This window comes from Ignavibacteria bacterium, from assembly GCA_016707005.1.
GTDB lineage: Bacteria > Bacteroidota > Ignavibacteria > Kapaibacteriales > Kapaibacteriaceae > UBA10438.
The window spans coordinates 392709-416548 of record JADJIQ010000002.1 but is presented as its reverse complement, the minus strand read 5'-3'; the positions used below and the strand labels follow the sequence as shown (position 1 = coordinate 416548).

Sequence of the window (23840 nt, the reverse complement as noted above, 5' to 3'; positions counted from 1 at the left end):
CAATTGAAAGCTTGGAACTCGGTGGTAGATATCTCCCACGGAATGAGCACTCCATTGGGCGCAAACTGGCAGTTGATCGGCAATGTGGTGTCTTTGCTTATGCACGACACTACTTATACTTCCCCTCCCACGCCTTTGAACTTTTCGACAAAAGCGGCGATCTTCTGGAAGACGCTTTGCTTCATCGTAAGGTACTTCGGATTCAGCGGACTCATCTTGGGCAGGAGGGCGTTCAGTTCCGTGCCGTTTTCACTGGCAAACTCCCGCTTAAGCGAAGAGGTAAGATAGCGTCGCGCAGCTTCTACATTCAGGTTCTCGGCAGCGATCAACTCTTGCGCCTCGCGCTGTTGTTCGGCTTGGGCAAAAGTGAAGAAGGCGTCAATCACACTCGCTTTGTCACCAATCTGGTCGAGATCGTTTTGATTGATGAAGTCTACCAACAAGCTCTCTTTGGCGCGGTTGCCAAGGCTCCCGCGTATCAATCGGCGCACCTCATCGACAAGGTCTGACTTGCTCTTGATCTTCTTGTTATGCTCGAAAATAAGCTCCAGAATGTAATCCAGATTAATTTCCTGTGATTTGAGCAGATCCACCTCAAAGACCACGTCATCCCAGTCGATGGTGGACTTGTCCTTCTCAGCTCCCGCTTTTTCGCGACGCAGCCAGTCGCGCACATCGTTATAGGTCGAGCGGTAATCCTGAATCTTGCGCTCAGCAGGTACTTCGATGGTTTGCAGTGCGCTCAGATCGTTATCGGTCAAATAGTGCTTGGCCTTGAACGCTTCCACTGCTGCCGGGTCGCTCAGGTCGACGCTTTGCAGTTCTTTCAAGCTGGCGAACTCGTCATAGTTTTGTAGCACGTTCTCTACGCGCAGATACTCGCCGAACAGCTTTGCGAAAGCTTTTTTGTCGGCCTCCTTCTCAATGACGGCGGGGTCGGGGAAGCGCGTTTCCAGCTCCTTCACCACCTCGACATATCCACGCCGCGCTTCACCAGTGACCACATCGGTGAAGCCTTCCATGTATTCCTTGTAGCTCTTCTCAAGCACCACATTCTTGGTGTTCTTGTCGCCAAACAGGGTGATGGCATGTATGGTCGCCTGCTCCTGATCACGGAAGGTGACGACGTTGCCGAAGGTCTTGGTGGCATCATAGATGCGGTTGGTGCGCGAGTATGCCTGCATCAGCCCGTGGTAGCGCAGGTTCTTGTCCACAAACAAGGTGTTCAGTGTGGGCGCATCGAAGCCGGTCAGGAACATGCCGACCACGATCAACAGGTCGACTTCCCTGGCTTTGACCTGCTTGGCCAGATCACGGTAGTAACTCTGGAAGCCATTACTGTCCACGCTGAAATTGGTCTTGAACAGCGCGTTGTAATCCGCGATGGCCGCGCTCAAGAACTCCTTAGCGCTACTGCTCATGGCGGACACATCAAAGCTCTCGTCCTGAATGTCTCCGAGTGCATCCTGTTCTTCATTGGCTGCAAATGAGAAGATGGTAGCCACCCTCAACGGCTTGTCGCTGCCTTTCTGCAGCTCCCTGAACGACTCATAGTATAGCTTGGCTGCGTCCACGCTGCTGACTGCAAACATGGCGTTGAACCCTTTGTTGCCCGCTTGCAGGCGGTGGGTTTTTTGCCGAAAGTTGTTCAGGATGTACTGGGTGATCTCGCGAATGCGGTCGGGGTGTAACAAGGCCTGCTTGTTTTCTGCCGCGCTCAGTTCCTTTTCATCCTGCTCCGTCTCGATTGCTTTGAACTGCGGGCGGACATCGTTGTAATCCACCTTAAACTTCAGCACCTTCTCGTCACGGATCGCATCGGTGATCACATAGGAATGCAGTTCCCGCCCAAACACGCTGGCCGTGGTCTCTGCTCCAAGCGCGTTCTCTGGGAAGATCGGTGTTCCGGTAAAACCAAACTGATAGAACTTCTTGAACTTCTTCTTTAGATTCTTTTGCGCCTCTCCAAATTGGCTGCGGTGGCACTCATCAAAAATGAACACTACCTGCTTGCCGTAGATCGGTAGGTCTACTTCGTTCTTCATCAGGTTGTTGAGCTTCTGGATGGTAGTGACAACGATCTTGTTGTCGTCCTTCTCCAGGTTGCGCTTTAGTCCTGCGGTACTATCGGAGCCATTCACGCTGTTGGGTGAAAAGTGCTGATATTCCCTCATGGTCTGGTAATCCAGATCCTTGCGGTCCACCACGAAGAACACCTTGTCAATGAAGTCCAGCTCGGTAGCCAAGCGCGCTGCCTTGAAACTGGTGAGGGTCTTACCTGAACCAGTGGTGTGCCAGATGAAACCACCACCCTCAATCTTGCTCCAGTCCTTTGCCTGATAAGCGCAGTTGATCTTCCATAGAATACGCTCCGTGGCGGCAATCTGGTACGGGCGCATTACCAGCAGTGTATTGCTGACATCACACACAGAGTAGTGCAGCAGCACACTGAGCAGGGTTTGCTTCTCGAAGAAGGTGGCGGTGAAGTCCTTCAGATCCTTGATCAGGCTGTTGTCTGCCTTCGCCCAATTCATGGTGAAGTCGAAGCTGTTCTTGTCGCGCTGAGTAGTGTTGGCGAAGTAGCGGCTGTCGGTGCCGTTAGAGATCACAAACAGCTGAAGATACTTGAACAATGAATTATTGCTACTAAAACTCTCCTTGCTGTAGCGATGAACCTGGTTAAAGGCCTCACGAATCGCCACGCCGCGCTTCTTAAGTTCTACCTGTACCAGCGGCAGACCATTGACCAAAATCGTCACGTCGTAGCGATTAGTGTGGCTGCCTGTTTGCTCAAACTGCCTGATCACCTGCACCTTGTTGCGAGCGATGTTTTTCTTGTCGAGCAAGTAAATGTTCTGGATGCGCCCGTCGTCAAAAACGAAGTCGTGTATGTAGTCTTCGTGAATCTTGCGGGTCTTCTCAGCGACGCCATCGCTGGGTTTGTCCAGAAAGGTCTCCACAAAGCGCAACCATTCTCCGTCAGCAAACTGCACGTTGTTGAGTACTTGCAGCTGCAAGCGCACATTCGCGCGCAAGGTTTCGGGTGTGTTCAGACTGGGCAAGTATTCATAGCCCTGATTCTGCAAGTCCTGAATGAACTCGCGCTCAAGATCGCCTTCGCTCTGGTAGCTTTCTGCGATCTTCCATTCCTGGGTGTATTTATCGAGAACGATAAAGTTGTTGGACTCAGCAATCGTCTTAGAGTAGTCAGACATTTTGTTGCTCCTGTGGCCAGAAGCCATAGTTGTTCTTCAAATGTTCCAGCAACAATTTAACCGTCGCCTTCTCAGCCTGCGTTGGCTCTACAACGGTTTCGTTGGATAGCGTGCTGTGGCTGGTGAATTGGATGACTCTGTTCAGGTAGAGCTGCTTGTCATCGGGTAAAAGCTCCGACCATTTCGGGTAACCCAGGAAGCTGGCCGTTTTCTCGTACAGATTGCGCAGCAAGGTGAAGTGGTACTTCTCAACCTTGTTTTCGACAATCGCCTGTTCGAGGGTGTGCTTCAAATGCAGGTGATAGGAGAAACTCTTGTTGGAATCGCCATGCTTTTCAGTGAGCAGAAAGGTGCCATCTTCAAAGCGCTCCAGCATGTAACAAGCTTTGCCGTTCAACTCATTGAAAAGCACGTTGTAGAACAAAGGGCTGTGCGTCGTGACAATGAACTTCAGATCAGATTGGCTGGACTTGATCAGGCTCGCCAGATTAACCGCTAACTCGATCAGATGATTCTCATCCAGCGAACTGACTGGATCATCAACGAAAACGTATTCCAACATATTGAAAACATCAGTAGACCGATCTGCAACCTCTGCGATATTCAGCTCGGATATAATCTGCTCAATCAGCGAATGAAACACGCTCCAAATGAAGCTGCTTTCCTCGCCCTTGGAAATCTTTATGTTGGGTTCATGCACATTGTTACCACGTTCGAATGAGAACGTGACTTCGGAAAAGTCAGCACTGAAAGTCGGTGACAATTTGTCATCGGAGTAGTGCTGAAAAGTAGAGGTCACATTTCGGTCTTGGCCTTGCTCGTCAAGCACCCATTTGGTGAATGAGTTGGGCTGGATTTTCAGCTTGGGCTCGGCATCACCATCCAGATCATTATCCCAATAGAACAAATCTTCGGTAAACGCGCTGTAGTAGAGGAATTTCTTTTGCGACAAATCTGACTGCTGCCCACCTTCAGCATCGGATTTTGGGGCAATCAAATCTTTGAATGCCCGCGACAGACGCGTCTTGCCCGTGCCGTTAAAGGCATATATTAGTTGCACCTTCTTGTTGGCATCCTTTAGCTGCTGTGCGATTTCGTTCAGCGTTTTGCCCATGTTATGTCGCTACATCTGGCGCAGGAAATCCAAAAAGTGCACGGCGATAGAAGTTGTTCTGTTTATCTCTTGCATTAAGCTCGACACTAAGCTGGGCATTTAGCTCGGCAAATGTGTCCAGAACTCTGACAATCACCGCTTGAATCTCAAGAGACTTATCGGGTCTATTAGGGCAAGGGAGAGGGATGGGTATTTTTATCATGTCTCCCTTAGTTAGCTTTGATCTGTCTTTGTTTGGCAAGTACGGAATAAAGTTAACAGTGTGTAAATAGTGGTACAGGAATCTGGTGTTCAAACATGCTTTTCCGCGAACAACATGGACATGATTGTTGGCCCAAAACTTTCCGGTTGCATATTGAATAGAGTAATTCTCGAGACTTGCCGAACCGTCCTCCGCTATCAGCACGTACTCGCCATCGTGGGTATGTCCTTCAACATAGTCTTGAATGTTGTTTGCACCGTAATATGGAGTTGCTCCTGGTTTACGCAGAGATGCTTTTACGGGCCTCCGAGCATTGTTTGCAATATCAACAAAATCAGCGTCTCCTATTGTAGTCCAACTGACTTCATATCCTTTGAGTAGCTTTTCAATAAAGCTCTCAGTTCCTGCCTCTCCAAATCTCACAACAAAGGCGTCAATATTGGCGCGCAGCTGATCGATTTTATCAACCGTCGCTTTTAGCGCATCATTGAGCCTTCCGATGTTTACCACTTCGCGGTTGTCTTTGGCATCGACGTAGCTGCTAACCGATAGGTTGTAGTCGTTGGCGGCCACCATCTCGAACTGAATGGACTTAGCAAAGTGATCGACATTGGCCTTGCTGTCGAACACCGCCATGATCTGTTCGATGTGCGTGTCCAACAACACATTGTTATTGGTATCTTTCTTGTACAGCCCGCTGGCATCGATGAACTGGGTGGTGGTGTCGGTTTTGTGTTTTGACAGTACCAGAATCGTCACGGCGATGGTGGTGCCGTAGAAGAGGTTGGGCGCCAGCGAGATCACTGTTTCGACGTAGTTGTTATCAACAAGATATTGGCGGATTTTCTGCTCGGCACCGCCCCGGTAAAAGATGCCGGGGAAGCAGACGATGGCGGCACGGCCCTTGCTGGAGAGGTAACTGAGCGCGTGCAGCACAAAGGCAAAGTCGGCTTTGGAATTGGGTGCAAGCACGCCCGCCGGGGCAAAGCGTTCGTCGTTGATCAGCGTGGGGTCGCCCGAGCCGATCCACTTCACTGAATATGGCGGGTTGGAGACGATAGCGTCAAAGGGCTTGTCGTCGCCGAAATGCGGTTCGATTAGTGTGTTGCCCAGCTGGACGTTGAATTTGTCGTAGTTGATGTTGTGCAAGAACATGTTCATCCGCGCCAGGTTGTACGTGGTGTGGTTGATTTCTTGCCCGAAGAATCCGTCTTCGATGATGTGCGCATCGAAGTGCTTTTTGGCCTGCAACAGCAGAGAGCCGGAGCCGCAGGCCGGGTCGTAAATCTTATTGACGCTGGTTTGCTTGTGCATGGCGAGCTGGGCGATCAGCTTGGAGACATGCTGCGGTGTGAAAAATTCGCCACCGGATTTGCCAGCGTTGGCCGCGTAGTTGGAGATGAGGAATTCGTAGGCATCGCCGAAGAGGTCGATGTTGCTGCCTTCAAAATCGGCAAAGTTCAGCTCGGCCACACCCTTGAGTACGGCGGCCAGGCGGAGATTTTTATCCTTCACCGTGTTGCCAAGGCGGTTGCTGGTAGTGTCGAAATCGGCAAAGAGGCCTTTGATGTCGCGCTCCGATGGGTAACCGTTGGCGGACGATTCAATGGCGGCGAAGATGGTGGCCAGGTGAGTATTCAGGCTATCGTTGGTGTTAGCGTCGGCAGCCACGTTGGAAAACAACTGGCTGGGGTAGATAAAGTAGCCCTTGGACTTGATGGCGTCATCTTTGATGTCCCGCGTGATAACGCTGTCGGCCAACTCGGGATAACGGATACTTACGTCACCACCTTCGATATAACTGGCGAAGTTCTCACTGATGAAGCGGTAGAACAACGTGCCAAGCACGTACTGCTTGAAATCCCAGCCATCGACTGCGCCGCGTACATTGTTGGCGATTTGCCATATTCGGCTTTGCAGTTCGGCGCGTTGTTGAATGCTGGTCATGGTTCACTTCTATGGATAGATGACATTAGGGCGCTTTCAATCGGAGGCCGACACTCGGAAACTCAAGACTTATGAATCTGGACATACCTCACACTCGCCGGAGGTTATCGTATTTGCCTACAAAAGTACACATCTATCAATGCAGTCTCATGACCTCGCGAATGTACACAGCTTTGTGAATACGCTTGCTGCTAAAGTTGAGTGTTGCATGATTTCGTCCGTTGTTGAAGTAGATGACAATGAGTTTCCATACCTTGGCTTTTCTGCCATGGACATTAACAAATCATCGATATGATGACATGCAATTGAGAATGGCGGTAATTCGAGGTATGACCTTTTCACCGAACAGTCTTCATAGCGAACACGTGTAGATGTCAACATACGGAGCACCGAGGAGCCAACCAGAAGAAATCGATTGATGGAAGCAGAAGATACCGGAACGGGCGTTGTGAAGCGATCCACTATTCATATCATAGAAATGGAGAAACGACTGTGAGTAAGAAGTTGAAATGGCGTATGGATTTTACAATGGAGATTACGGGATGTGACGAGGAGAAGGGGACGTTCTCATTCGTTCTCGTACCTAATCGCGAACGCTATGAACTGCGAGAAATAGACGGAAAGAAGCTATGGTATGACCGACTCGACAATCTCTATCTACCAGAGAACATATTGCAGGAGACTGCTGAGTTCATGCTCAAAACGCAGCCAAACATTGAGCCACCGCTTATCGGAGATTCTGGTAGCTATGTTGTAGGGAGACGTAGCGAAATCCGTTCTTCTCTGACTGGAATATCATTAGCGAACGATGCGAGTAGAGACACTTCGAAAGAGTATCTCGATAAACTGATTGCGGCTGATAACGAATTCGTGATTATGTCTGTTGATCTCGTTGGATCGACGTCAATGGCTGTGACGCAATCAACCGAACACTACGTGGCAACTGTGCAAACGTTTCTGAATGAGCTGGCAGACCTTGTGCCACTCTTTCGTGGGCACATTCTGAAGTTTACAGGCGATGGTGCGATAGCCTACTTCCCAGCTCCGAGCTTCATAACAAAGAACGATCTCGCGATGGACTGTGCTTGTTCTATTCTTCGCTTGGTTCAAGACGGGATTAACCCTGAGCTGAAAGCCCTTGGAAGGGCAGAGATAGCAGTCAGAATTGGAATGGACTCGGGATCGGCATCTGTAGTTACCCTTGGCAGCGTGGCCTCTACACAGCAACGCGACATCATTGGGCCACTCGTTAGTCTTGCTTGCAAGATTCAGGCAAAGACTCCGGTCGGAGGAATCGGAGTAGGCGAGTATACACTCAGGAACCTACACACTAACTGGCGAAAGCGTTTTGACGAAGTCAGGCCGAAGGAGTTGGACTACACTAACCCCGATACTGGATCTAAGTATCTGATATATACTATGCCGAAGCTATGATGTTCTCATTTATGCTGGGTTATTGACGAGGGTTTGGCATCCAACCACTCATAGTAGTCAATGTAGAACTCAACCAAGTGATCAGCGGAGAAAGAAATCGCACGACATCAGTAGCTCATGTCCGTATTTCATGTGAACTACGGCATCACTATCGACATCCTGCGATTTGTAATCTGCCTGCAGGGCGTTACAAGCATGGTTGACCAAAGCATTGTCTGTGATTGCGGCCGGCTGCGAAGGCCTTTAGGCTATTTCTTCCTCCTTGACTCGATCACCACACGTGCTCGTATGAGTGCGGCCTCGAAATTCTCGGCACCGACCATGAGTCGTGCCTGGTCGACCCAACGGTATGGCACGGGAACGTCGTAGTTGATACAGAGCTTGTGCACAAACGCCGGCGATCGGTCGATGTAGCGTGCAAAGTCGGCCTGGAAGTATCCGCATGTCTTCAGAACCATGCCGAACTCGCGGGTTGTGACGTCGTTATTCATGGATTAGGGGCTCAATAGTGTTGGATCAATGAGGTGTGAAGGGACATTCCGGTACCGCTGAAGAAACGGAGCGGAATGTGAAGGAATCTGTCGTACAACATGGAGCATCTGGTGCGTTTTGAAGGAATTGCTCGTGGTTCTAAGGAATTGACTTCAACGTGAAGGAATGTGAAGGGAAGGCTCGTACATACCTTCACAGGGATTGACCCACGTGGCAATGTGGCAACGTGGCAAGGTCGAATCGGGCATGTTGTCATGTTGCCACCTTGCCATGGGCAGTTTTGGAATAGAAACCAGGCCGGGTACGAATGAAAAGAGCAGGCTCATTGAGCTTGCGATCAACAGTGCGAGTACTCAATCCGTGGGTCATACCGCTATTGACGGCGTCTTTACGCTCGAACTCTTGTGGGAGGCTGTTGTACCACGCCTGTGCGCACCGCTGAGAACGCTTGAGCACGGACGGAGTATTCTCGGGCAACAGACCACCGATTGAATGAGCTGTCTGCAAGGCGTATCTGGCAAGTGAAATGGCCGTGTCGAAGTCGTCATCACTCACGTAGATGCAGAACTGACCACGTTCCAAGTGAGACAGTGCATCAACAGTGAGGTGATCTTCGCCGTCCACGGCAATGAATCGCGAAATCGTTAAGACCGTGGCGAAGCGTGCGATGAGGATGGGATTCCGGCGTACCGCTGCAGTGTGCGAATCACCGTCATCCTCAGCAAGCACGTCCGAAGCTTCCATCAGCGGTCGGAGCGTAGAACGTTGCTGATCTGTCAAGCACACCTCAATGCTCGTGTTATCGGGATTGCGAATCTCTTCATACAGAGTCTTTACGCGATCTGCGAACTGCTTCCCGATTGACTGAACATTCCAGAGGGTGCGATCGAATTGATCCTTGTACTTCGAACGTCTCGTTAGAACGTGGAATGCGAAACGACTGACCAGTCCGTTCTCACTGTCGCGGAAGAAGGAGGCAACCTGTCCGGGAGTACCAGAGATACAGATAGCGAGTCTTGGTACGGCAACTTCAAGGATGTCATTGAGACGAGCACGACCAAAGCTTACGGGTTCGTGGGAGTAGGCCTGGCGCATAACACCAGATAGATCACCATAGTCAGCCTTTAACATCGTGGCCAAAACGTCCGCTTCTGTCTCATGAGTTAGTGATGAAGGATTGTTTCCCATAGCCTCCAAGATCACAGGGGCGGTACTGTTACCCGGAACGATTAAGGACAACTGACCTGGCGGTTTTGGAGCTGGGTCTTTTGATTTCATCGCTGCATGTGCATCCCTCTCATACTCGTACGTTGCCAATTGTCTACGGTACTCATCCTTCTTTGACTTATGTATTTCGTACACCAAGTCCCTGCTAATAGATGCAAGCCCCTTACCTGTCCCTGCTGCACCGATGATCATGAGATACAGCATTGGAAACAGCGCCCGTCCTGCAACGATCATTGTGACGGTTGTCATGAATGAGCCAAGCGTTACCAGGCATGACAGTAGCAACGTTAACTGGTCTTGCACATCAACTTCAGTCGAGACAATGCGGTTCAACAGCGCTGGCAACTTGTCTACGTGAATTGTTGGGTGTTCCACGCCCTCACCCTCTGCTACGACCAGCTCTGGGGCACTTTCTGCGGCCATCGTGACCTCGTGTATGCTGCCACCGGCATCCAGAAAGTCGGAGACGTCCCCCTTGGGCGGCAAAGGCCTGCCCAAGGTGGTTAGATCAACAACGCGGAGACTTGCAAGATTGCCGTGTGCAAGAAGCGAGTCGATAACCTGTTGAACGTGAAGCCGGCCTACTTCATCGATATCTCCAACGATCACCACGCGTGCACCATCGAAGTACTGCGCGTACTCTGCGAGCCATTTGCCTGCACCTCCGGTGTTTGTCGTGGCAACAAGACCCAGCCCGACCAAACGCATGACGTCCTTCTCGCCCTCGCAAATGTAGACCGTCTCACCACGTGCTATCGCGGCTAAGAGTTCTGGTAGTCGAAAGAGAAGTAGGATCACCCCTATCATGCCGTTGACAAATTCACCGTCAACATATCGCTGTTGAAAGACCGTCTTTTTGCAATGATTTGTCCTGTCGACGACAACTCGGTATTGTAGGTCGCTGGATTTGTCACGATACAGGTAGTGGCTTGTCATCGGTGCCCCCTTCCATTGCCATGGGCACTCTTCGGGGCTATGAATTGCTGACCACACTTGTGCGAAAAGCACTTGCCGGCCCGTGGGTTGTCGATGAGTGGACAAAAGGATGAGCTCTTCCCACAGGGGCAGTCGATCTTCTTCTTCGAGAACTTATACTGCTTACTCATGGCCACCTCCGTTGGATTGACCAAGAGCGGAAGTGACACCGAGCAGTGCATCGAGGTCTTTGCGGCGGATGAGCGTGCGTCCGCAAACGTGGACGACCGGTATGGTTCCGTCCTTGATGCGGCGCGATAGGGTAGGGAGGCTTATGCGCAGATACTGCGCTGCCTCCTGTCTCGTCAAAACCCGATCCTCTTGTTTCGGATCGGGTGGCGGCTTCGGGCTCGCCTGCTTGTGCGCTGATTCGACAGCAGCATGAATGAGGGCGCTTAACTCGTCAGGTGAGACGGATTGAAGCATTGTGGAAGTGGACATGAGACACCATGAAAGTGGGTGAGTAATAACCCAATATTTCATGATTCCTTTTTTTTAAACAGCCCTACTCACTGAGAATAGCGACTCTGTAACTCTATGACAGGCAACAACTTATAGCTCTGTTGGTTGCTGTTGGCGCGACTTGGTGAGTGGTGGCACTTGATGGTTTCTCCTACTATGAATAACGAGTCTATTGGGTGAATACTATCGTAACGTTGGAGATCTCCTCGAAGAACGCCTTTACATTGTCAGGGCGAACTTTTTTTGCATTCTCTTTCCTTCTAAGCGTCCTATCCATGTTAGTCTTTGCCAATTCCCGTGGCTCGTGTGTGCTCGTTCGGCCGTTATAAACTTTAAACATTGGTTCCGCCTGTCCAAGTTGCTGGGCTATTCGATAGGCAATCTGGCCACACCAAAGGTCACCACCAGGTATGCGTAATAGCAGCTTGCCTTTCTTCCCAGCACTCTGACAGATTGTAAGCAGATGGTATCTCGAACAAGCACCTATGATCTTACGTGCTGTTAAGCTCTTGAACAATAGCTCGGCGAATTCTTCCGGTGTGAGCATCTTCTGTTCTTCAAGCACTGTAGTATCAGAGAAGCTGGCTTGGCGATTTGTCAGCTGTTCTATCTTCTCACGTAATCTCCGAACGTATGCCATCGTATTCAGTTCGCAAAGACCAAGATCAATGTACATACTTATGACATCGTTGGATGGAAGGATGTTGTCAATTGCATAGACCAAATCAATAACACTGATTGAATTGAACCGCTCTTCAAGGATCGCGACTTCATCAGCGTCGATGAATTGAGACAAATCGATCGAACGTTTGGAGAACTCATTGATGAGCTGTACTAAAGAATTCCACTTCTGATCACTTACGGCTCTCTCATCGGTAGCATGAGTAGATACAACAGATTCCAATCGGACCAAGGACTGAACGGCTGCTCGACCCCAGCGCTTGTTCCTTGCAAAATCAATCATTAGCCTCCTCTGTCTCTCCATGATAGGTCCGGCAATAGAATCGTTGCATAGAACGTGATGATGAATGCGTTGCCATTTTAAAAGTGCATCCAAAGGCACTTCATTCACTAACGCGGGCGCGTTGTTAGCTATTGCCATTTGTTCCCAACATTCAACTGCATCTGCATATTCAGGACGTGTCAGGTCACCAAGACGGTGTGGCATTCGAATGGTGTCTGCCTTTACAATATGAGCTTGCTTGTTGTCTTCAGTAAGCGGCTGAGAGTCATGAAGTTCTTCATACAGGTACTCTGCAATCTTTCGAGGTATGTTGCGCCCGGCATCGCTTACAAAGCTCTCAAGAAGATCGATACGCTTCTGAATGGGAAGATCATCATTGATGGATTCAATATCTTCGTCGGCGAACGCTATCCCAATTGGGGCAATGATCGATTCGGGAGTGTAAATGTTATTCATAGCTTCCTCCATGCTTCACAAACCACATCGTGCACAACGTCCGCAGATGGTTTAGCATAGTGTTTTGCCATAACATCTGAGGTCTTGTGGCCAGTAACAAAACGAATGATGGAGTCTTGTACGCCGAACTCGAGGCTCACTGTGACAAAGGTTCGACGGGCTACGTGCGTAGAGAGTTCTTGATACCTTGGTACGAGCTGGTCGATGCGTTTGCCTCCCTTACTATGCCCAACGATGATGGGTGACACAAGACCGGCGAGCTTGCCAAGTTCCTTGAGGTACTTGTTTGCTTTTACGTTGCTGACAAACTCAAACAGCAAGCTTGGATACCGCTCAAGCACAGCAGAGAGTGGGGGAGTGATCGGAATTATGGGTCGCACGTCCGTCTTTGTGATAGGCACGTGTATGAAGCCGTTGACGAGATCGAAGTGCTTGGGTTCGAGCTTCACGAGGTCGCTGTACCGAAGGCTGGTGTATGTCTGGATCAAGAAGTGATCTCGAATTCGTGCAAGCCTTGGGTTGTTTGTGAGATCCACATCGCGGATCATCCGTAGCTCCTTTGCTGATAGAGCGATGGTCTCGCCGAGTGATTCAGGCTTATAGAACTTCTGGAACTCTACGTTCTTGTGCAGACCTTCATCCATACACCACCGCATGAAGGTCTTCAGGATCTTGATGTGGTTGCCGACGCTCGAATCATAGAGATTCTGTTCTGTTGAGAGCCATCCCACGAACTGGCGATAGAAGTCCGTATTGATCCCATCGAATGCGAGTTCGATCTTGCGAGCCTTGGCAAAATCACCAAGGCGACGTGACACGAGACGGTAGCGATTCAGAGTAGCTTCGGCTGGACGTTGGTTAGTGACCATCGCGTTGCCGGCAGCGATACGATACTCGTGAATGAAGCGATCAAACTGGCCCAGTACGTTGTCGTTCTTTGGCCCCTTGGGTTTGTCGTCCAAGAACTCCTTGATCCGGGCCTGATACTCCTTCAGTGCCGTGGAGCTCACAGCCTTGCCGTCCTTACCAAACTGGATGGCGTGGTATGCACTTCGTATCTCTGCGTCGATGGCATCAAGCCGCTTCATGTAGGCTGCTCGATTGCGTTCGGCAGGCTTGATCTCCTGCTTATCGTGATTCCAATGCGTAGGGGAGATGCTGACGCCCGTACTAAAGCGGAACCGTTTGCCGGCAAATGCAACGTTTGCCATGATCGTAGAGACCGGTTCATCAGGCCGGTCAATATAGAATTTGATGCGCATAAAAACCGTCAGCAGTAAGTGAGGGAGTACGTCAACATTGCCACTGCTGACGCTACTGCTGACGGTTTCATTGCAACTCGATGATTTCTCATGAGTCTACATTTGTTATCATATCTACGTAAGTCCCATATATAAAAGAAGAAAGCGAGTTCTCCACATTTCAGGAAAACTCGCCCGATATCAGTTCCGCGGCCTCGAGAGGAATCGAACCTCCGACCCACGCTTTAGGAAAGCGTCGCTCTATCCGACTGAGCTACGAGGCCAGGTTAGAGAGTTAGAGTGTTAGTATGCTAGAATGTTAGACCTTTCTACCAATCTATCAATCTAGCACTCTAACATTCTAGCATACTAACAATCTAGCAATCTGACTTTCTAGTTCACCGAATCACTCCCCAACAACAGGCTTCGGCTGCCGGCTTGGGGAAGGGGTTGTTGGTGGAGGACGTAGGCGGCGATGAGGGCTTTGACCTCGGCGATGCCAACGTTGCGTTCGCTGCCCATGACGATGGCGCGTTCGAGGATCTGCTCGATGTCTTCGCTGTCGAGGAAGCCGAGTTGATGGTAGGTCATGAGCATGCCCCATGCATCTGGATCCAGGACATCTCGTTCGATGCCGTGGAGGATGCGGAAGGTGCCGGTGCCGGGACCTTCGATCTCGTCGCGGTCTGCCTGACGTTCCATGATCCACGACAATGCAGCGGCGATCTCCGAGTCTGTGTAGCCTTGCTCTTGCAGGCTGGTGGTATCGATCGCGGTCAGCGGAGCCCCTTGCCTGCCCTCACTGATCATATAGGCGATGATGTCCATGACCCGTTCAACAGCGTAGTGATTGTTCATAGGCGCGCTTAGGTGCTCACGATGTATTTGTTTTCCATTGCTTCCATGGCCTCACGGTCCTTCTTCTCTGTGTCGTCGTAGCCGAGGAGATGAAGTGCGCCGTGAACGGCAAGTCGACATAACTCATTGACGACCGTCACCTGATATTCTTTTGCTTGCCGGCGCGCGGTTTCGAGGGAAACGTAGATCTCTCCGTACAAGGGTTGTTCTTCGAGCGGAAAAGTGATCACGTCGGTTGCGTAATCGTGCTTCAGATACTGTTTGTTCAACGTGCGGATCCTGCTGTCACTCAACAACACGATGTCCACCTTGGCGTTGGTCACCTTATGTCCCTTGAGTGCCTTTTGCACACTGGCGATCATCTCGCGTTGACCGCGATACCGAGCGCCGGAGGCATTGGTGACGGAGACGTCTAACATTACAAGGTCTCGATGATGTTTTCTGCCAACGACAATTGCAACGCTGCCATCAATGCCGCGGGATCGAGGTCGTTGAGATCTGCGCGGAGGATGGATGGACGGATGTTGGCGAATTGGGAGCAGGTGCCGCTTGCACCCACCACGAGACTGGAGAACCGGCCGTCGCGCTTGGCGATGAACATCACCTCGTCGGGTTCGATGGGAAGGAGCCCCGTAACATCATGGAGCTCTACATAACCCTGGTGGGTCTGTGCACTCACAATGGTGGTCGGCCCGTCGCCCAGATCCACGCCGGTCGTAACAGTCACGGCCAGCACCCGCCCACTTGCGGCGTCACGGAGGTTCCAGAACCACGAGGATGCATCGGAGGACTGGGGCTGGCCCAGAACCTTCGAGCAGGCGTCGATGTCGGTCTGCGTAATGGTCATAGGCCTAAATCTACGAAATCCGACGTTCCTTTACCCGCCAGAGTTCCCACCACGGGGTGCCGGGAGAAATGTGGTGCTCGGCGTGATATCCGAAGAAATAACACGAGATCATGGCCAAAAGGTGGTTCAAGGGCATCGATCTGGCACGATATGGCATGTCTGGGGTATGGGGCTTGCGGTGCGGGAGATAGGTGCCCACATAGAAGAGCTGGAACGAGCCCATAAAGGCAGGGATGATCCACCAGATCCATAACCGGACTTCTTCCACCTGGAGCTTGAGGAGATTGTAGGCCGCGGCCATGATCAGGAGCTGCCATACGGTGGTGTAGCGCCACATGAATGACCCGAACCAGATGAGGAGGTTGTTCGACGGGTGATAGTCGGGATCGAGATCGTCCTCCGCCGGATGGTCATGATGCCGATGGTGATTCACCACAAGCCGCGGATACCAGAGTCCGGCAAAGAGAAAGGAGGCAATGAAGCCAATGATGTCGTTACCCCGACGCCCCCTGACAACTGTACCGTGGATGGCATCGTGGGCGGTGATGAAGAGTCCGGTGGACAGATAGCCCTGCACAAGTACATGGACATAGGTCCACGGCGAGTCCCAAAGCACAGGCATGGACAGCAGTGTCCACGCAAGATGTGTACACCAGAGACCGATAATAACGATGGCGAGAAAGAGTCCCATGATGCAATGATAGTGACGGCGCAATATGCAGGTCGTAGATTCGTACCCAACACCGATATGAATATGCTTCGTTCCGCACTCCTCGTCCTGCTTCTGGCGGCTTCAACAGCTGCCGGACAGAAGATCATGATCCCTATGGACATGGATCAGACGAACCACCTCAAGTCCTACGGCATCGTGTACTGGATCCTCACCAAGGAACAACCCGTGGATTGGCTCCTAAATTATCGAGGGGGCTCCTTTGTGACCGACTTCACACAAGAGATCGCATCGGAATGCCGTATCCGCGGCGTGATGTTTGAAACGCTTGATGGTGCCACGGCCGCGGGGATCTATTCCGAGGTTCAGTCGGAAAAGAACAATATGGACGTAGTGCGACTCGAAAAGGCACCGAAGATCGCTGTCTACGCACCGCCCGGTTTCCGTCCATGGGATGACGCAGTTACGCTCGTGATGGAATATGCCGAGGTCAAGTACGAAAAGCTTTGGGACGAAGAAGTCGTCAAGGGCAAGCTCACGGAATACGACTGGCTTCACCTCCACCACGAGGACTTCACAGGTCAGTACGGAAAGTTCTATGCGAGTTCTGCCGGTGAGAGCTGGTACATCCAACAGGTGGCTCTCCTCGAGAACACAGCCCGCAAGCTCGGCTTCAAGAAGGTAAGTGAGATGAAGCGGGCCGTAACGGAACGTATCCGCGAGTTCGTTGCCAACGGTGGATTCATGTTCGCCATGTGCAGCGCAACCGATACGTATGATATCGCACTTGCAGCAGCAAATGTTGACATCTGTGATGTGATCTATGACGGCGATCCAATGGACCGCGATGCGAACGAGAAGCTCGACTTCTCGCGCACGTTTGCCTTTGAGAACTTCAAGGTGTCGATGAATCCCTTGCAGTATGAGTTCAGTGATATCGACGTGGATGCCAACACCATCCTGCAAACAGAGTCGAGCGACTTCTTCACCCTCTTTGACTTCTCCGCCAAGTACGATCCCGTTCCAACAATGCTCACCCAGTGTCATGTGAACGTGGTCAAGAGCTTCCTAGGTCAGACCACTGCCTTCCACAAAGAACTCGTAAAGAAGTCTGTTACCATCCTCGGCGAGCGCGATGGTACAGACCAAGTCCGCTACATCCACGGCAACGTAGGTCGCGGCACCTTTACCTGGTACGGCGGTCACGACCCCGAAGACTATCGTCACGCTGTTGGAGACCCACCAACAGACCTCGCCTTGCACCCCACATCACCAGGCTACCGCCTGATCCTGAACAACGTGTTGTTCCCGGCGGCGAAGAAGAAGAAGCAGAAGACGTAACAGCAAATGACAAATGACAAATGACAAATGACAAATGACAAATGACAAATGACAAATGACATTATGACATTATGACGGTAATGACGGTAATGACGTCATTAGTCATTAGTCATTAGTCATTGACCCGAGGTCCCTCGTCGCTCCGGGCGAGGCGGGGCCTCGCCCCTACGCTTCTCGGGATGACGCGGCTCGCATGAATTGTTGAATGAGAGAAACGCGGGCACCATCAATGATGGTGCCCGCGTTTCTATTTCTGATGCAACAATGGGAGCAGCGTCATTCCGAGCGAAGCGAGGAACCTCGTTTGCACGAGCGAAGCGAGGAACCTCGTCATTCATCATTATTCGTCATCGCTCCCAACACGGCAGGAGCCCCTTTGACGAGGATGTTCTCGGTTTGGAGCCACTGTGGGTCGTTGAGGATCTCGGTGATGCCGTCCTGGGTGATGCCAACGTTCACTTCGCGTCTGATACAAGAAGTGGGTGTGCCGGTGAAGACAAAGAACTTGCCTTCGAAGGCTACAACGGCTGCTTCGGGAACGACCCAGCTTGTACGGGGCTCTGCATCAACAACGGCAGTGAGTGTGGTGCCGGGGATGAGTGTTGGGTCGGGCTGATTGAGGTGGGCGTGGACAGAGATGGTCCTATCCGCCGCTACATCCTTGCCGATGAGATGAATATGAGCATCACGCTTTACGTTGGGTGCATCGGTGAGCGCAACGGTCACATGCTGGTCGATCCGAAGCTTGAGCACATCACGTTCAAAGATGGTGAGCTCGATGTGCATGTGATCGGTGTTGACGATCTCCATGATGGGGTTGTTGGGCGCGATGTAGGTGCCGGCGTTGATGTTGACCTTGGTGACGTAGCCGCTGATGGGTGCGGGCACACGAACAGCTCGTGACAAAGAGTTCTCATCAAGCTTCTTCACGTCGATGTTGATCAGGGCGAGCTTTTCTGCCAATGCCTTCTTCTTCACGCGCAATGAACGTGTCTCCGCTGAAGCAGCTTCGAGCTTCTTACGGGCGTTGACAGAGTCTTTTGCAAGACGTGCTTGACGGATCAATTCGGCCTCTGAGGCTTCTAACAATGCTTCGGTGGTAAGGTACTCCTGCTGGAGGGTGATGAACTCTGGACTCTCCAAGACAACGATGGTCTCTCCCTTTGAAACTCGTGAACCGGGCAGGACGGATGTTGTGCGGACAATTCCGCCGTATGGTGCCGTAACGCTGTAGGCATACTGTGGAGGAACATGAACCATGCCGTTTGCACGGAGTCCGGTTGTGAGTTCTCTTCGTTCTGCACGAGCAAAAGACATGTGTGCATTTGTCGCCTGCTGTTGTGTGAGCTCTACGGTGTCTCCCGACACATGAGCGCTTTGTTCTGTAGGGGGCGCGTCGGTCTTTGTACAGGCTGCAACGACATAGATCATTGCAAGTACAATGACAATGTTGCGGATAAAGGACTGTTGTGTGTTCATCGAGTTTGTCCCATGAGATAGTCGTGTTGAATGATGAGGTCGTAGAGTCTGCGACGTGCCTGCACATCATAGGTGCGGGTCTGCAGACTCTGCAGGAGACTGGCCTGAAGTTCCAGCCAGCCGATCTCTCCGGCTTGATAGGCGGCCTGTGAATGCCGCACCAGCAATTGGGCTTCGGCAAGCCCGGTGTTGGCGTAATACTCTACGGCTGCGCGTGCAGCTTTGAGATCAACGTCGATCTGTTGCCGCCATGCTGAAAGTGTGGTGATCTCTTGCGCCGCACGCTGCTCAGCCAGCGTCCGCTGAATACTCGCAGCTTCGGTCTTTGCCGATGTAGGAACGAACCACAATGGCAGGGCCAGTCCAACCGTAAAGCCAGAGAAACGATCTCCGCTTCCGGCCAAACGGTTTTGATCAGGGAGTAGCGTGCCGTTGAGTGATTGATTGAAGTAGCCGAGAGTGATATCGGGCCAATAGCCGGACGATGCAACACTCTTGGCTTCATCAGCAACACGAATGCGTTGGTTCGCGAGATCGATCAAGGGGCTTGCGATAACTGTATCGGCACTTCCCGGAATCGGCAGTACCGGAATGGTGGTCGCCGATGCGGTGATGGGTACCGCACTTCCGACAAGCACTCGTAACTCCATCTCCGCTGTGCGGATGTTGGACTGTGATGCCAAACGTTGAACACCGATCTCGGCTCGTTGCGATTCCGCGTTCACGCGTTCTAGCATCGTGCCTTCGCCGGCCTGCTCACGAAGTGTGGCAACCTCTACCGCTTTGTCGAGATAGCTCTCTTGCTCCTTGAGGATGGCATCGATCTCGCGGTTCATGCAGATCATCGCATAGACCCTTCGGACGTCCAATCGAATGCGATGTTCGCCAACGCTCCTTCGGAGTTGTGCTTCTCGGTAGGTCTCATCGGCCAAGGATCGCGAGGCGATCATCTTGGTGGGGAAGGGGACCGATTGCATGATCGTGAAGTTGTTGTCGCTCGATGCCGAGTTGTACTGTCCGCCCATGTAGGTGACGGATGTAGGACCGAGATCGATCGCTGCTCCTCGCAACGCATCTGCCTGACCTTCTTCCGCACGTGCTGTTCGTAGGTCGATGTTGGCGTTGAGTGCTGCCTTCATCGCACTATCGAGCGTGATCGCAACCGGAGATTGAGCAGAGATCGTTGAAGGCCATCCAAGACAGACGAGAAGTGCAATGGAAGTAGCCGCTGCAAAATGATGTCCACGCTTGTGCTTGCGATGTGTTCGCCCGTCTACGTGACGTGCGTGACCGAACATTGAATACAGTGTTGGAAGCAACAGCAACGTAAGCATGGTAGAAGTGATGAGTCCACCGATCACAACTGTTGCAAGAGGGCGTTGCACTTCCGAACCATCTCCTTGCGAGATGGCCATCGGAAGGAATCCGAGAGAGGCCACCATGGCCGTCATGGCCACGGGGCGGAGTCGCTCGGACGTCCCAATGATCACCACGCGCAGCATGTTGAAGTTGCCCTTTTCATGCAGCTTCTGGAAGGCACTGATAAGCACGATGCCGTTGAGAACGGCAACACCAAACAAGGCGATGAAACCAACGCCAGCTGAGATGCTGAAGGGCATGCCGCGTATCAACAGTGCTGCAATACCGCCGATGGCCGAAAGAGGAATAGCCGTGAAGATGAGGAGTGCATTGCGTATGCTCTGGAAGGTCATGTACAGCAAGAAGAGGATCAGAAGCATCGCCGTTGGGACGGCGATCATCAATCGTTCCTTTGCGGCAGCAAGATTCTCGAACTGACCTCCATACGTCATGTAGTACCCGGTTGGAAGGGTAAGACGTTGTTGAACCTTTTCCTCAAGTTCCTTGACGATGCTTTCCACATCGCGTCCGCGTACGTTGAACCCAACGGCGATTCTGCGTTGCGCATCTTCGCGCTGGATCTGATTCGGACCAAGTGCAATGTCCACTACTGCGATCTGTGTGATCGGCACGAGTTGTTTGGTTCGTGTTGGGACGAACAATGACGCAACGTCCGACGGATCGTGGCGTCGCGCAGAGTCTAGCCGAACAACGATGTCGAATCTCTTCTCGCCCTCATACATCACACCGGCAACGGAGCCGGCAAACGCAGCGCGCACCGTGGTGTTTACGTCATCGACGTCAACGCCGAGTCGGGCACATGCTGCTCTGTCGATCCTCACCGTGATCTGCGGCAGACCGTTGACTGGTTCTACGTAGATATCAGCGGCGCCCTGCACGCCCCCTGCTATTGCTCCGAGACGTTGGGCGATCACTGCTAGGGAGTCCATGTTCTCTCCAAAGACCTTTACCACCACATCTTGTCGAGCACCGGTCATGAGCTCATTGAATCGCATTTGGATGGGCTGTTGGAACCCGAACGTCACTCCCGGGATCACGGATAGAGCCGACTGCATCTTCTCAACGAGTTCTTCGCGCGTTGAGGCCGATGTCCACTCGTCCTTGTCCTTGAGGATGATCATCACATCCCCGGATTCCATTGGCATCGGGTCAAGCGGGATCTCCGACGTGCCGATCTTTCCGATCACGCGCACAACCTCGGGAAACTCGCGTAGCAAGATCTTTGCGGCTGCTTCTGACGTGCGGATCGTTTCAGTGAGTGACGACCCCGTCATCAATCGCATCTCGACGGCGAAGTCGCCCTCATCGAGTTGCGGTAAGAACTCGCCGCCCATCATGAGGAATGCGATCACGGCCGCAACGAAGACGACGAGTGTACTCGAGAGCGTGAACCACTTCAAGCGAAGTGCTAGACGCCTCACAGGCACATAGGAACGCGAGATGATGTCCATCACCTTGTCGGCCAACGACCAGGTCTTGATACCCGGCTTCAAAAGCCACGACGACATCATGGGCACATACGTCGTGCTCAAGATGAAGGCACCGATGATGGCAAAGATCACTGTCTGAGCCATGGGCTTGAACATCTTGCCTTCAATCCCTACAAGGGCCAGGATGGGAAGGTAGACGATCATGATGATGATCTCACCGAACGCTGCTGAACGTCGGATCGTGATCGAAGCCACTCGTGCTGAGTCGTCGGTTGCGTTCTTCCTACTCAAGGCATGGAGCACGCTTTCAACAATGATGACCGCTCCGTCTACGATCAGACCAAAGTCGATGGCGCCAAGAGACATGAGGTTGCCCGACACACCAAAGACTCGCATCATGCTCACGGCGAAGAGCATAGCAAGGGGGATCACACTTGCAACGATCAATCCCGCCCGCAGATTGCCAAGCATCAGCACCAGCACGAAGATCACGATCAACGCACCTTCGATGAGGTTCTGCGAAACTGTACCGATCGCTTTATTGACAAGGCGTGTCCGGTCGAGATACGGTTCGATCACCAAACCTTCCGGAAGGGTCTTCTGCACCGCTTTCATTCTCTCCTTCACCGTGGAGATCACCTCGCTCGAATTAGCCCCCTTCAACATGAGCACGATACCACCGACCGTTTCACCACGATCATCTCTGGTCATGGCACCATATCGTACGGCGCGACCTTCTCGCACGGTTGCTACATCGTGCACGTAGATGGGGAGTCCGGCATCCGTTCGGTGCACCTCGATCTCGCCAACCTCATCCGGTGATGTGGTAACACCCTCGGTTCGGATGTATTGAACGTGCGGACCTTTTTCGATGTAGGCACCGCCGGCATTGGCGTTGTTGCGTTGGACCGCGCTGAGCAGTTCCGAGATCGAAATGTTCATCGACCGCAATCGGTCCGGGTCAACAGCGATCTCCACCTGTTTCAGATTTCCGCCAAAACTCGAGACATCGGCAATGCCGGCCGTTCCGAGCAGACGTCGTCTGATGATCCAGTCCTGGATCGTTCGAAGCTCGGTAAGAGAGTACCGACTCTCATACCCCGGCTTTACTCGAAGCGAGTATTGGTAGATCTCGCCAAGTCCGGTCGTGACTGGAGCGAGAAGGGGCGTACCGGCTCCTTGCGGAATCTGGTCCATCACCTCGGTAAGACGTTGGTCCACCTGAGCTCGGGCCCAATACACATCTACATCGTCATGAAATACGATCGTTACCACGGATAGTCCGAAGCGCGATATCGATCGCATTTCTGAAATGCCCGGGATGGATGCCATGGTGAGTTCCACCGGCATCGTGATGAGTCGTTCCACTTCTTGTGGGGCAAGCGCAGGGGAGACCGTTACAACCTGCACTTGGTTGTTCGTGATGTCCGGCACGGCATCGATCGGAAGCGAGTTCAGGGAGACGATCCCCCAAACCACCAGGCCGATGACACCTACGGCTACGATCAGCCGATTGCGGACAGAGAACGTGATGATCCGTTCGAACATTGGGTCCTCGTATATATATGAACGTCAGTCCCTGCATTGGCAGGGATATTCTGTCCCGCCACAGGCGGGTATCGACATTTCAGCTTCGAGGGGGCTGAAATATCCGTTCATGGTCCAGAGCATGATGCGCAGTGGCATCTTCTGGAACGAGGAAGAGAGTTACTACCGGCACGTGGAGTCGAATGTGCGGTGTTAGAAATGCCGGCAGAACATGGCTGCCGCAAAAGTGTCCCGCTTCAGAAAGAGGGAGCCCCTTATGCTGTTGATCTTCGTGGGACGACGAGGCCGAAAAATGATCGGCCAGATATTCGAAGAACGAGAGGTCCGTCTCCCCATGCTCAGAAACATGGTGTTGGTAATGCAGTACCACGTTCCCCAGTTTCTCCAGCTCATGCACGTCGAACCCGGCGATCACCGTAGAGGTGAATACCAATGGGAGGAGCAGGATGGAGAGTAGGTGACGCAATTACGGGGTTACGGGGTTACTTGGTTACATGGTTACGGGGTTACCGCGTGTGCAAATATAACGGTAGAATCCCCGTAACTCGTTATGGGGGC

The 23840-nt window shown here is 52.1% G+C and carries 18 protein-coding genes and 1 tRNA gene; 2 read left to right on the top strand and 17 right to left on the bottom strand.

Annotated elements, in window-relative coordinates:
* Positions 1-113 precede the first annotated feature (113 nt).
* From IPI29_04580 to IPI29_04570, 3 genes are read right to left on the bottom strand one after another with little or no spacing between them, the layout of a single operon-like run.
* Entirely contained in the window at positions 114-3215 is a 3102-nt protein-coding gene (locus IPI29_04580) for a type I restriction endonuclease subunit R (GenBank protein ID MBK7411814.1), read from the bottom strand.
* Positions 3208-4329 (bottom strand): anticodon nuclease, encoded by a 1122-nt coding sequence (locus tag IPI29_04575; protein ID MBK7411813.1) that lies wholly within the window; start codon positions 4327-4329, stop codon positions 3208-3210. Before IPI29_04575 ends, IPI29_04580 begins: the two co-directional genes overlap by 8 nt.
* Position 4330: 1 nt before the next feature.
* Positions 4331-6478, bottom strand: coding sequence for a type I restriction-modification system subunit M (locus IPI29_04570; GenBank protein ID MBK7411812.1), 2148 nt, complete (start codon positions 6476-6478; stop codon positions 4331-4333).
* Positions 6479-6970: 492 nt separating this feature from the next.
* On the opposite strand from IPI29_04570, the gene IPI29_04565 reads away from it, so the two are divergent.
* Positions 6971-7912 (top strand): adenylate/guanylate cyclase domain-containing protein, encoded by a 942-nt coding sequence (locus IPI29_04565; protein ID MBK7411811.1) that lies wholly within the window; start codon positions 6971-6973, stop codon positions 7910-7912.
* A gap of 248 nt (positions 7913-8160) precedes the next feature.
* On the opposite strand, the gene IPI29_04560 is transcribed toward IPI29_04565, so the two are convergent.
* The 11 genes from IPI29_04560 to IPI29_04510 all read right to left on the bottom strand — a co-directional run bounded on the left by IPI29_04560 (position 8161) and on the right by IPI29_04510 (position 16125).
* Entirely contained in the window at positions 8161-8403 is a 243-nt protein-coding gene (locus tag IPI29_04560; GenBank protein MBK7411810.1) for a hypothetical protein, read from the bottom strand.
* Positions 8404-8656: 253 nt separating this feature from the next.
* The gene (locus tag IPI29_04555) at positions 8657-10567 is read right to left on the bottom strand and encodes a DUF3987 domain-containing protein (GenBank protein ID MBK7411809.1); all 1911 of its coding nucleotides are present in this window, start codon (positions 10565-10567) and stop codon (positions 8657-8659) included.
* Positions 10564-10737, bottom strand: coding sequence for a hypothetical protein (locus IPI29_04550; protein ID MBK7411808.1), 174 nt, complete (start codon positions 10735-10737; stop codon positions 10564-10566). Before IPI29_04550 ends, IPI29_04555 begins: the two co-directional genes overlap by 4 nt.
* Positions 10730-11032 (bottom strand): helix-turn-helix domain-containing protein, encoded by a 303-nt coding sequence (locus IPI29_04545; GenBank protein MBK7411807.1) that lies wholly within the window; start codon positions 11030-11032, stop codon positions 10730-10732. Before IPI29_04545 ends, IPI29_04550 begins: the two co-directional genes overlap by 8 nt.
* A 205-nt stretch (positions 11033-11237) precedes the next feature.
* Complete coding sequence (locus IPI29_04540) at positions 11238-12488, bottom strand: hypothetical protein (protein ID MBK7411806.1); 1251 nt, start codon at positions 12486-12488, stop codon at positions 11238-11240.
* A complete protein-coding gene (locus tag IPI29_04535) occupies positions 12485-13750 on the bottom strand; it encodes a site-specific integrase (protein ID MBK7411805.1) in 1266 nt (421 codons plus the stop codon). The genes IPI29_04540 and IPI29_04535 overlap by 4 nt, the downstream gene beginning before the upstream one ends.
* Positions 13751-13939: 189 nt before the next feature.
* Positions 13940-14013, bottom strand: a tRNA-Arg gene (locus tag IPI29_04530).
* Positions 14014-14122: 109 nt separating this feature from the next.
* Positions 14123-14587, bottom strand: a complete 465-nt coding sequence (locus tag IPI29_04525) for a DUF494 family protein (GenBank protein ID MBK7411804.1) — start codon at positions 14585-14587, stop codon at positions 14123-14125.
* 8 nt (positions 14588-14595) lie between these two features.
* Positions 14596-15006, bottom strand: a complete 411-nt coding sequence (gene ybeY / locus IPI29_04520; protein ID MBK7411803.1) for an rRNA maturation RNase YbeY — start codon at positions 15004-15006, stop codon at positions 14596-14598.
* A complete protein-coding gene (locus tag IPI29_04515; GenBank protein ID MBK7411802.1) occupies positions 15006-15434 on the bottom strand; it encodes a hypothetical protein in 429 nt (142 codons plus the stop codon). The genes ybeY and IPI29_04515 overlap by 1 nt, the downstream gene beginning before the upstream one ends.
* 10 nt (positions 15435-15444) lie before the next feature.
* A complete protein-coding gene (locus IPI29_04510; GenBank protein MBK7411801.1) occupies positions 15445-16125 on the bottom strand; it encodes a fatty acid desaturase in 681 nt (226 codons plus the stop codon).
* Between the two features lie 63 nt (positions 16126-16188).
* Here IPI29_04510 and IPI29_04505 point away from each other — a divergent pair, with 63 nt between their 5' ends.
* Positions 16189-17445 (top strand): asparagine synthetase B, encoded by a 1257-nt coding sequence (locus IPI29_04505; GenBank protein MBK7411800.1) that lies wholly within the window; start codon positions 16189-16191, stop codon positions 17443-17445.
* Positions 17446-17775: 330 nt separating this feature from the next.
* Here the strand turns inward: IPI29_04505 and IPI29_04500 are convergent, their stop codons facing one another.
* The 3 genes from IPI29_04500 to IPI29_04490 all read right to left on the bottom strand — a co-directional run bounded on the left by IPI29_04500 (position 17776) and on the right by IPI29_04490 (position 23748).
* Positions 17776-18924 carry an efflux RND transporter periplasmic adaptor subunit gene (locus IPI29_04500; protein ID MBK7411799.1) on the bottom strand — a complete coding sequence of 383 codons (1149 nt, stop codon included), beginning with the start codon at positions 18922-18924 and terminating at the stop codon, positions 17776-17778.
* Positions 18921-23282, bottom strand: a complete 4362-nt coding sequence (locus tag IPI29_04495; GenBank protein MBK7411798.1) for a CusA/CzcA family heavy metal efflux RND transporter — start codon at positions 23280-23282, stop codon at positions 18921-18923. The genes IPI29_04500 and IPI29_04495 overlap by 4 nt, the downstream gene beginning before the upstream one ends.
* Positions 23283-23361: 79 nt before the next feature.
* Positions 23362-23748, bottom strand: a complete 387-nt coding sequence (locus IPI29_04490) for a hypothetical protein (protein MBK7411797.1) — start codon at positions 23746-23748, stop codon at positions 23362-23364.
* Positions 23749-23840: the final 92 nt, after the last annotated feature.